The 8,996-nt window shown below is 65.7% G+C and carries 8 protein-coding genes; 3 read left to right on the forward strand and 5 right to left on the reverse strand.

Annotation, left to right across the window (positions count from 1 at the left end):
* Positions 1-139: 139 nt before the first annotated feature.
* Both ACIQ42_RS00710 and ACIQ42_RS00715 read right to left on the reverse strand, forming a co-directional pair.
* Positions 140-757, reverse strand: coding sequence for a gluconate 2-dehydrogenase subunit 3 family protein (locus ACIQ42_RS00710; protein WP_397420308.1), 618 nt, complete (start codon positions 755-757; stop codon positions 140-142).
* Positions 757-2,457: a GMC family oxidoreductase gene (locus tag ACIQ42_RS00715; RefSeq protein ID WP_397420309.1), complete on the reverse strand. Its 1,701-nt coding sequence runs from the start codon at positions 2,455-2,457 to the stop codon at positions 757-759. Before ACIQ42_RS00715 ends, ACIQ42_RS00710 begins: the two co-directional genes overlap by 1 nt.
* Before the next feature lie 147 nt (positions 2,458-2,604).
* On the opposite strand from ACIQ42_RS00715, the gene ACIQ42_RS00720 reads away from it, so the two are divergent.
* Complete coding sequence (locus ACIQ42_RS00720; RefSeq protein ID WP_397420310.1) at positions 2,605-3,405, forward strand: DUF1080 domain-containing protein; 801 nt, start codon at positions 2,605-2,607, stop codon at positions 3,403-3,405.
* Here ACIQ42_RS00720 and ACIQ42_RS00725 read toward each other — a convergent pair whose 3' ends face one another.
* The 3 genes from ACIQ42_RS00725 to ACIQ42_RS00735 form a co-directional block, all read right to left on the reverse strand.
* Positions 3,406-4,557, reverse strand: coding sequence for a GDSL-type esterase/lipase family protein (locus ACIQ42_RS00725; protein ID WP_397420311.1), 1,152 nt, complete (start codon positions 4,555-4,557; stop codon positions 3,406-3,408). It abuts the gene before it with no gap.
* 12 nt (positions 4,558-4,569) lie between these two features.
* Positions 4,570-5,544 carry an SMP-30/gluconolactonase/LRE family protein gene (locus tag ACIQ42_RS00730; protein WP_397420312.1) on the reverse strand — a complete coding sequence of 325 codons (975 nt, stop codon included), beginning with the start codon at positions 5,542-5,544 and terminating at the stop codon, positions 4,570-4,572.
* Between the two features lie 206 nt (positions 5,545-5,750).
* On the reverse strand, positions 5,751-7,028 hold the full coding sequence (locus ACIQ42_RS00735) for an MFS transporter (protein ID WP_397420314.1): 1,278 nt from the start codon (positions 7,026-7,028) through the stop codon (positions 5,751-5,753).
* A gap of 172 nt (positions 7,029-7,200) precedes the next feature.
* Between ACIQ42_RS00735 and ACIQ42_RS00740 the strand changes: the two genes are divergently transcribed.
* Positions 7,201-8,298: a Gfo/Idh/MocA family protein gene (locus tag ACIQ42_RS00740; RefSeq protein WP_397420315.1), complete on the forward strand. Its 1,098-nt coding sequence runs from the start codon at positions 7,201-7,203 to the stop codon at positions 8,296-8,298.
* 73 nt (positions 8,299-8,371) lie between these two features.
* On the forward strand, positions 8,372-8,996 hold a 625-nt coding region (locus ACIQ42_RS00745), incomplete at its 3' end, for a TonB-dependent receptor plug domain-containing protein (protein WP_397420316.1).

Raw genomic sequence — 8,996 nt, forward strand, 5'->3', positions numbered from 1 at the left:
CGACCCGCTGCGCGGGCCACCTTCTCCCACAAGGGGCGAAGGGCTGCGTGAGCTGATTCCTGCGCCAAACTGGATCACGCAATCCTCTCACAAGGGGCGAAGGGGCTCGCTCGCCAAGCGGGAATTATGCAACGCGCCCTCACAGACCAAGCTTCTTCAGTTCCCGCTCCAGCGCCGCCTTCACCGCTTCCGAAGGCCCGGGATCGCTGACCCGCGCCACATTGCCGATGTAGCCGATGTCCTTGAAGCCTTCCTTGGTGGTGTAGTAGGCGCCGATGGTCAGCTTGCGGAAGCTGATGAAGAACGGCGTGGCGAGGATGGCGCTCATGGCGGCGGCTCGATCCGCCGCATTGGCCTTCAGAACCTTGCGGCCCAGTTCCGTCAGCCCCTTCACAATGACCGCGCGGCTCTTGACCTGATCGGGGTAGGGCGCACTCACCCATTCGTCGACGAAGTCGGGGATGCCCAGCGCGCTGGCCGAGGGGGCCGTGGCCGAGGCCGGCAGGATGTAGTCCGCCAGGATCGCCGCGGTCTGAAGCTGGTCGGGGGTGAGGATGCGGGGCCAGGGGGCCTTGGCCGGCTCCACCAGGTTGGGGTCTGTCCCATAGCCCTTGGCTTCGACCTTGCCGCCCGTCTTGGGGCCGTAGACCACGACACCGGCCGCCGCCGCCGTCGCCGCGCCGACCACACCGATCCAGGTGATGGCGGTGCGGCGGTCAATCTTCGACACGTAGGGCTTGGGGGCGTCGTCGGACATCACAGCGCTCCCTGTTTGGCCAGGCTCGCCAGATGGTCGCTCGAACGCCAGGCCAGGGCCAGGATCGACAGGGTCGGGTTCTTGTCCGGGCTGGAGACCAGCACTGCGCCGTCGGTCACGAACAGGTTGGGGACGGCCCAGGACTGGCCGTACTGGTTGACCACCGAGTCCTTGTCGTTGTGGCCCATGCGTACGGTGCCGACCTCATGGATCATCTCGCCGCCCTTGGAGATGGCCTTGCGGCCGTCGGTCTCGTAGCCGGGCACGGGCGTGCCGCCCAGACGGTCGATGACTTCGAGGAAGGTCTGCACCATGTGCGCGGCCTGACGGATCTCGGCGTCGCCCCATTTCCAGTGGAACCGCAGCACCGGGATGCCCCACCTGTCCTTCACCTTCGGGTCAAGTTCGCAATAGCAGTCATCGTTGGGGATCATCTCGCCGCGCCCGTCGAAGCCGATCACGCTGCCGTATCGGTGGCGAAGTTTGTCCCTCAGGGCGTCGCCGACCAGGGTCTCGTCATCGCCCACATAGCTGCCGATGCCGAGCGAGGGCATGCGCCGGCCTCCGCCGATCTCGATGTGATAACCGCGCGGGAACCCCAGCTCTTTCTGTTTCCCGTAGCCCCACCAGGGCACATAGGTGTGCTGCGTGCCCTGGCCGTCATCGTTGGTGGGCGGCAGACCCTCAAGAGCAGGAAAACGGCCCTGAACGCCAAGGCCGACGCTGTCCATGAGGTAGCGCCCGACCATGCCGTTGGTGTTGCCAAGGCCATCCGGGAATGCGGCGCTCTTGGAGTTCAGCAGGATCCGCGCCGTCTCGCCCGAACCGGCGGCCAGCACAACTGACCGAGCGGTCACCGAATGGTGCTCTCCCGTCTTGCGATCAACGTATGTCACGCCCTTGGCCTTGCCGGCCTTGTCGAGATCCACCTGATAGACCAGGGCATTGGTGGTGATGGTGAGGTTTCCGGTCTCCATCGCCGGGGGCAGCAGGACGGTGGTGCTCTGGAAATTGGCTCCGATCGAACAGCCGCGACCGCAGGGCGTGGCGAAGATGCAGGTGTTCCGGCCCTCCATCGCCTGGGTGACGACGGCGCCATGCATGGGGATCACCGGGATGCCCATGGCCCGGAAGGCGCGCTCGTAGAAGATTTCGTACGCCCGCGGCGGGGCGGCTTCCATCAGGCAACCGGGCGGAGAGTCCGGCGTGTTCAGCAGGCCGCGCGGCGGGGCCGCGCCGGACACGCCGATCAGCCGCTCGGTCCTGTCGTACCAGGGCGCCAGGTCGTCGTAGGTGATGGGCCAGTCGTAGCCCAGGCCGTCGCGGCTGCGGGGCTTGAAGTCGAGCTCACCGAAACGCAGCGAGATCCGGCCCCAGTGATTGGTGCGCCCACCCAGCATCCGCGGCCGCCACCATTTGAACGGCTCGGAGCCCTCGGCGACGGTGTAGGGCTCGTTCGGAACCTCCCAGCCCCCATCCACCGTGGCGTCATAGAATCCGAACGGCTTGTCCGGCGTTCCGACCCCGCGCAGGGGCGCGTCCGCCGGGATGTTGAACATCGGCGTTTCGGTGGCCGGGTCATAGTGCCGCCCGGCCTCCAGCATCAGCACCTTCAGGCCCGACCTGGTCAGGTGGTAAGCGCTCATGCCGCCGCCGGCCCCGGAGCCGACGATGATCACGTCATAGGGTTCAGACGCCATGGGTCCCGTTTCCAGCCACCGTGGCCCTTGTGGACCGCGCCCGCCCTGCAGTTTCGGGAAGAGGCTAGCTCAAGGCGTTGGCGTGACCAATGACTATTCGGGGTTCCGGCTTGACGTGTCCCGGGCGTCAGAGGACGCTTCGCGACCATGACCCATCGATCATCGCTGCGTTTCGCCCCTGTCCCCGCCGTCTTCGGCAGCCTGATGCTGTGCCTTGCGCCGGCGCAGCCCTTGGCGCAGGTCGCGAAACCTGCGGACACCGAGGCCTACCAGCCCGTCCCGCCGATCGTCACCCCCGGCCGCCGCGATGGCGATGCCCCCTCCGACGCGGTGGTGCTCTTCGACGGCAAGGATCTGGCCCAGTGGGTCGCGGTCCGGGGCGGGGGGCCGGCAGGCTGGACAGTGGCCGATGGCGCGATGACGGTGAACAAGGCTTCCGGCAACATCCAGACGCGGCAGGTCTTCACCGACTACCAGCTCCACATCGAATGGAAGATCCCTGTGGGTATCACCGGCTCAGGCCAGGGCCGGGGAAACAGCGGCCTCTTCCTGGCGTCGACCGGCGCCGGCGATGGCGGCTACGAGCTGCAGATCCTCGATTCCTTCGAGAACACGACCTACGTGAATGGTCAGGCCGCCAGCATCTACAAGCAGTCGATCCCGCTGGTGAACGCCAGCCGCAAGCCCGGCGAATGGCAGTCCTATGACGTGATCTGGACGGCGCCGGTGTTCGGCGCCGACGGGGCGCTGGTGACGCCGGCGCGGGTGACAGCGCTGCACAACGGCGTACTGGTGCAGAACAACTTCGTCCTGCCCGGCGAAACCCGCTTCATCGGCAAGCCGACCTACAAGGCTCACGGCCCCACGCCGATCAAGCTGCAGGCCCATGGCGACCCCAGTGCGCCGATCAGTTTCCGCAACATCTGGGTCCGGCCGCTGACCCGCTGACTATCCCAGCTTGAGCCCGCCGGTGAACACGGCGTCGGCAAACCGGTGGCCCATGCGGATATAGCCCTCGGGATTGGGGTGCAGGTCGTCGGGCAGGTCGCCGGCATCATCGGCGCCGAACAGGGTCAGTCCATCCAGGTAGTGCAGATTGGCGTCGCCCGCCGCATGTCGCGCCGCCACCGCCTCAGCCAGGATTTCGCGCACGCGCACCAGGGTCAGACAGCCGGTCTGGATTTCCTCATGCCCCGGCAGGGTGACGAACCTGCCGCTCGCATCCGGCACGGTCGGGCCGGGCCGGGTCTCGGCGCTGGGGCAAAAGATCGGCGAAACCAGCACGATCGGCGTGTCGGGTTTGCCCTCGCGGATGGTGTCCAGAAACCCGTGCAGGGCCGGGGTGAAGGCCCGCTCGCGCAGGGTGTCGCCGTTGATCACATTTATGCCGACCTTCAACGAGATCAGGTCGGCGTCAGAGTTGCGGATCGTGCGGGCTACGAACTGGTCCAGGTGGCACTGTCCGCCGAACCCCAGGCTCTGCAGATGCATGCCCCCCAGTCGCGCGGCGACGGCGGGCCAGACGCCGGTGGGCTGGAGGGCCTCGAGGCAATGGCTGATCGAACTGCCGTAATGGATCCAGCGTCGCGTGGTCGGGGCCGGGACCGGCGAAAGTGTCGCACCATCATCGATCTCCAGCGCCCGCAACTCCACATAGGCGTTGTGGGGCAGCCAGATCTCGCAGGCCTTCAGTCCAGGGGTGAGGTCGTTGAAGACAACCTCGTCGGGCTCGCCACGTATGAGCTCGAACTTGCCCGGGTCCGTGCGGTCCAACCGGATGGTGTTGCCGGCGACGGTCGCGTGAGACTGGACGACGGCGCCGTCCACCACCAGATCGAACACTGCCGGTCGCGCGGGCTGCGGCGGGAACTCCAGTCGCGAGGTCTGCACAGTCAGGCGGATCTCCCGCGCATCCGTGCTGAACGCCAGCCGCACGCCGGACGGCATCCGCACCATGGCGTCCATCACCTGGGGAACCTGGAGACGCGTCCAGTCGGGAAGGCGCCTGGGACTGACGCCGTTGGGCCGAACGTCGAAGTCCAGCGCGCCGAAGACGCTGACTGCACCGGCCCTCAGCGCCTCGCCCGGGTAACGTGTCACCGTCTTGCTCTCCTAGCTGTAGGCCACGCCCTGGGTTTCGACGTAGAGTGAATAGATCGACTGTGAGGCTGTGATAAACAGCCGGTTGCGTTTCACCCCACCAAAGCAAAGGTTCGCTGCGCCCTCGGGCAGGTGGATCACGCCGATCTTGTCGCCGTCGGGCGCAAACACCTGCACGCCGTCATCGTCGGGATCGCCCCAGCCGGTCCCGCACCAGAGGTTGCCGTCCACATCCACGCGGAAGCCGTCCGGCGACGACTTCCCGAAGTCGCAGAACACGCGCCCGTTAGCCAGGCGCATACCGTCGATCACGTCGTACACATGGATCTGCCGCGGGTGCCCGCGTTTGTGCGAGGCGCCGGTGTCGGCGATATAGAGCCGCTGGTAGTCCGGCGAGAACGCCAGGCCGTTGGGACGTTCCAGCGCCTCGTCAACCACGGTGGCCACGCCGCTCAACGGGTCAAGGCGATAGGTGCGGGTGGGCAGTTCGAGCTCGCCCTTGTCGCCCTCGTAGTGGCCCAGCGTGCCGTAGCCGGGATCCGTGAACCAGATGGCGCCGTCGGGATGGGTGACCAGGTCGTTGGGGCCATTCAGCAGCTTCCCTTCAAACCTGTCGAGCAAGACCCTGACTGTTCCGTCGATCTCGGTTCGCGTGACGCGGCGGCTGCGATGCTCGCAGGTGATCAGGCGGCCCTGCCGGTCGCGCGAGTTACCGTTGGCGTTGTTGGCCGGCTGGCGAAACACCGTGACCGCGCCGGTTATCTCGCACCACCTGAGAAGGCGATCGTTGGGAATGTCGCTCCAGATCAGGCAGCGCTGGTCGCCGAACCACGCTGGCCCCTCGTTCCAGCGCCCGCCGGTCCACAGCCGCTCGACCGCAGCACTGCCCAGTCGATAGCGATGGAACCGCTTGTCGATCACCTCGACGGCCGGGTCAGGATACCGCGCGGGCTGGCTCCAGTCGCGGTCGAGCATGCGATCCGTCATGGCGCCTTCCGGATGGCCACCGCCAGCGCGCCCTGACCGATCGCATCCCTGCGTCCGGTGTCCATGGTCTTGCCTCCCCCGCGCGGGAGACTGTTCGTCGCCCTGTCACGTCCTACTTTCGCCCATGGATCGCGGCTGGCAATGGGAATAATCCATGACGGCCTAGGTGCGATCTTGGTGCCCGACAAACTGGACCGCGCTGCCGATCAGTGGAGAGGCGTCGGCAGAACCTCCCCTTCGTCCGCCGCGCCATCCACCGTCTGGATGTTGGGCAGCAGCAGGTGGATCCAGGCCAGCGCCATGAGGTACGAGGCGCCCGCAAACACAAACAGCGGATAGTAGCCAAGCCCGGCCGTCAGCACGAGGCCCGCCACCTTGACGATCGTCATGCCGCCGATGTTGCCGCAGAAGGCCGCGAAGCTGGTCACCTGTCCGACCTTGGTCTTGTCGGTCACATCGGCAATGAGCGCGAACAGATTGGTGGAAAAGCCCTGATGCGCCGCCAACACCACGGCCAGGATCGCGGCCGCGCCCCAGGCGCTGTCTGCCTGTGAAGCCAGGGGCAGCACCAGCACCATCAGGCCGCTGATCAGCATCGCCAGCTTGCGAACGCGGTTCACCGGATAGCCGCGAGTCAGGAAATGGGTGGCGGCAGCCCCGCTGACCAGCGCGCCCAGCGCGCCGCCGGCGTAGGCCAGGGCCAGGGGCGGGCCGATGGCGACACCGCTGATCCCGTACTGGCGGTGCAGGAAGTCCGGCATCCAGAACAGCAGCAGCCACCAGGTGGAATCGCTCAGCAGCTTGGCGCCGGAGATCGCCCAGGTGGCCTTGTCCTTGAGGATAGAGAGTTTGGGTCCCGCGGGTGCGGCTGCGACCTTTGGCGGCGCCTTGACCGCGACGTCGCCGAAGTTGGTCTTGCGGGTGGAAACCAGCCAGACCACCGACCAGACAATTCCGGCGATCCCGGCGATCACGAAAGCCCCGCGCCAGCCGAACGGGATGGCCATGAACGGTATCAGGATCGGCGCACTGATGGCGCCGACGCTGGAGATGGCGTTGATCAGGCCAAAGCCCACCGAGCGCTGGTTGGGCGGCAGGATGGTGGCCACTGTCTTGACCGCGGAGGGCGTAGCCATGGCCTCGGTGACGCCCAGGCCGATCCGGCACAGCACGAACTGGTTCATGGTGTGGGCCAGACCGTGGAACATCGCCGCGATGCTCCAGGTGAAGACGCCCAGCACATTGGCCCACTTGACGCCGATCCTGTCGACCAGCGGTCCGGAAACCAGCAACGCCACAGCCATCGAGCCCTGGAACCAGGCGCCGAGCGTGCCGTAGTCATCGTCAGTCCAGCCCAGCTCGGCGGCCATCTCCGGCTTCAGCACCGAGATCACCTGCCGGTCCACAAGGGCCAGGATGCCGGCGATCGCCAGCAGGATGAACAGGAACCATTTGTTGAAGCTGACGGGTTTTGGGTCGCTCATGCGCCAATCCCATCGTTATGGCGGATCCGCCCCGTCATGCTCCGGCCCTCCCTGGATATCCGGCGACGCGACCGGCCCCCGTTCTTACGACTAAAGGCTTGCCCGGCGCATCAGACTGGAGAATGCTCATAATAAGTCAGCGCTGTCATATTGGTTTTTTGTGGAGATGCAGGTGCCGCAGGTGGTTCGATACGGTCTGGTCGGGACAGGCATGATGGGGGTCGAGCACCTCAACAATCTGGCTGTGACGCCGGGTGCGGTGGTCACGGCCATCGCCGACCCTGTCGAAACCTCACTGGGCTGGGCGCGGCGCGCGCTGGGCGACAGGGCTGACGGCGTGGCTGTCTTTGCCGACGGCGCCGCGTTGGTCCGCAGCGGACAGGTGGATGCGGTGATCGTGGCCAGTCCGAACTACACCCACCGCAGTGTTCTGGAGCCGCTGCTCGACGCCGGTCTGCCGATCCTGTGCGAGAAACCGCTGGCCACCACCCTGGAGGACGCCCGCTGGGTGGCGGAGCATGCGGCTCGCTCGCCCGCGCCGTTCTGGACGGCGATGGAGTATCGCTACATGCCGCCGGCGGTGGAATTCATTGACGAGATCCACAGCGGCCGCATCGGCGCGCTTAGGATGCTGTCGATCCGCGAGCACCGGTTCCCGTTCCTGAAAAAGGTCGGGGACTGGAACCGCTTTTCGCAGAACACCGGCGGCACCATGGTGGAAAAGTGCTGTCATTTCTTTGACTTGATGCGTTTCATCATCCGGTCCGAACCCGTGCGCGTCTACTGCTCGGGCTCCATGGATGTGAACCATGTGGACGAGAACTACCAGGGTCGCCGGCCCGACATCATCGACAACAGCTATACGACCGTCGAGTTCGCCAACGGCGTCCGCGCCATGCTGGACCTCTGCATGTTCGCCGAGGGCGCCGAGAACCAGGAAGAAATCACGGCCGTCGGCGACAAGGCCCGTCTGGATGTCCTGATACCGGAAGGCGCCATCGTCTATTCGCCGCGCGTGGGGTTCAGGAATCCAAAGCAGGTGGAGCGCCGGGTCGTTGATGTGGACGCGACGGCGCTGGCGGCCGGCACTCATCACGGTTCGACCTTCTACCAGCATCAAAAGTTTATCGCCGCCGTGCGCGGCGAGGGCCCGGTTGAGGTTTCAGCGCACGATGGGCTGATGGCTGTTGCGATTGGAACCGCCGCCGAGATCAGCGCTCGCGAACGCCGCGTGGTCGAAATGACCGAACTGGGGTTTTTGACGCATTGAGCACAATTGCGCTGTCATGTATGACAGCGTAGGACAGAGATTAGATTCAAACAAAAAGTGCCGGGGAGGCGACATGTACAAGTCCAAATTGGTGGCAGGTGCTGGCATAGCAGCCGTTTTGCTTGGGCTCCCGGCGGCCGCGCAGTCGCAGGAAGCGACGTCGTCGGACTCGGGTATCAATCAGATCGAGGACGTCGTGGTCACCGCCCGCCGACGCTCAGAATCGCTCCAGGAGGTTCCGATCGCCGTGAGTTCGCTGGGCGGCGATGTCGTGCGCGAGCAAAACCGAAACAGCGTCCCTGACCTGATCACGCTCATCCCCACGATCACCCTCCGGCCTCAGAACTCGGCCAAGGACACCGTCCTGCTGATCCGTGGCTTGGGGACAATTACGACATCGCCGGGTGCGGAGCCCAGCGTGTCGATGGTTCTTGATGGCGTCGTGCTCGCGAGGCCGGGCCAGATGGTTTCGGAATTGGTCGACCTGGAGCGCATTGAAGTTCTGCGCGGTCCCCAGGGAACCCTGTTCGGCAAGAACGCGTCAGCCGGCGTGATCAACATTCTCACGGCGAATCCGACGGCCGATACCAGCGCATTTATCGAGGCCAGCTATTATGGCGGTGACGAGCATCGGCTTACGATGGGCGTCAACGGTGAGATCATCCCGGGCCTGCTGAGCGGCAGGCTGTCCGGCGTGA

Origin of the sequence: Phenylobacterium sp. (assembly GCF_044372605.1) — a bacterium.
In the GTDB taxonomy this organism is placed as follows: Bacteria; Pseudomonadota; Alphaproteobacteria; order Caulobacterales; family Caulobacteraceae; genus Phenylobacterium.

Coding starts and splice junctions, on each gene's coding strand:
- ACIQ42_RS00715 (WP_397420309.1), bottom strand. CDS start 2,457: ATGGCGTCTGAACCCTATGACGTGATCATCGTCGGCTCCGGGGCCGGC.
- ACIQ42_RS00735 (WP_397420314.1), bottom strand. CDS start 7,028: ATGAGCGACCCAAAACCCGTCAGCTTCAACAAATGGTTCCTGTTCATC.
- ACIQ42_RS00720 (WP_397420310.1), top strand. CDS start 2,605: ATGACCCATCGATCATCGCTGCGTTTCGCCCCTGTCCCCGCCGTCTTC.
- ACIQ42_RS00730 (WP_397420312.1), bottom strand. CDS start 5,544: ATGACGGATCGCATGCTCGACCGCGACTGGAGCCAGCCCGCGCGGTAT.
- ACIQ42_RS00710 (WP_397420308.1), bottom strand. CDS start 757: ATGTCCGACGACGCCCCCAAGCCCTACGTGTCGAAGATTGACCGCCGC.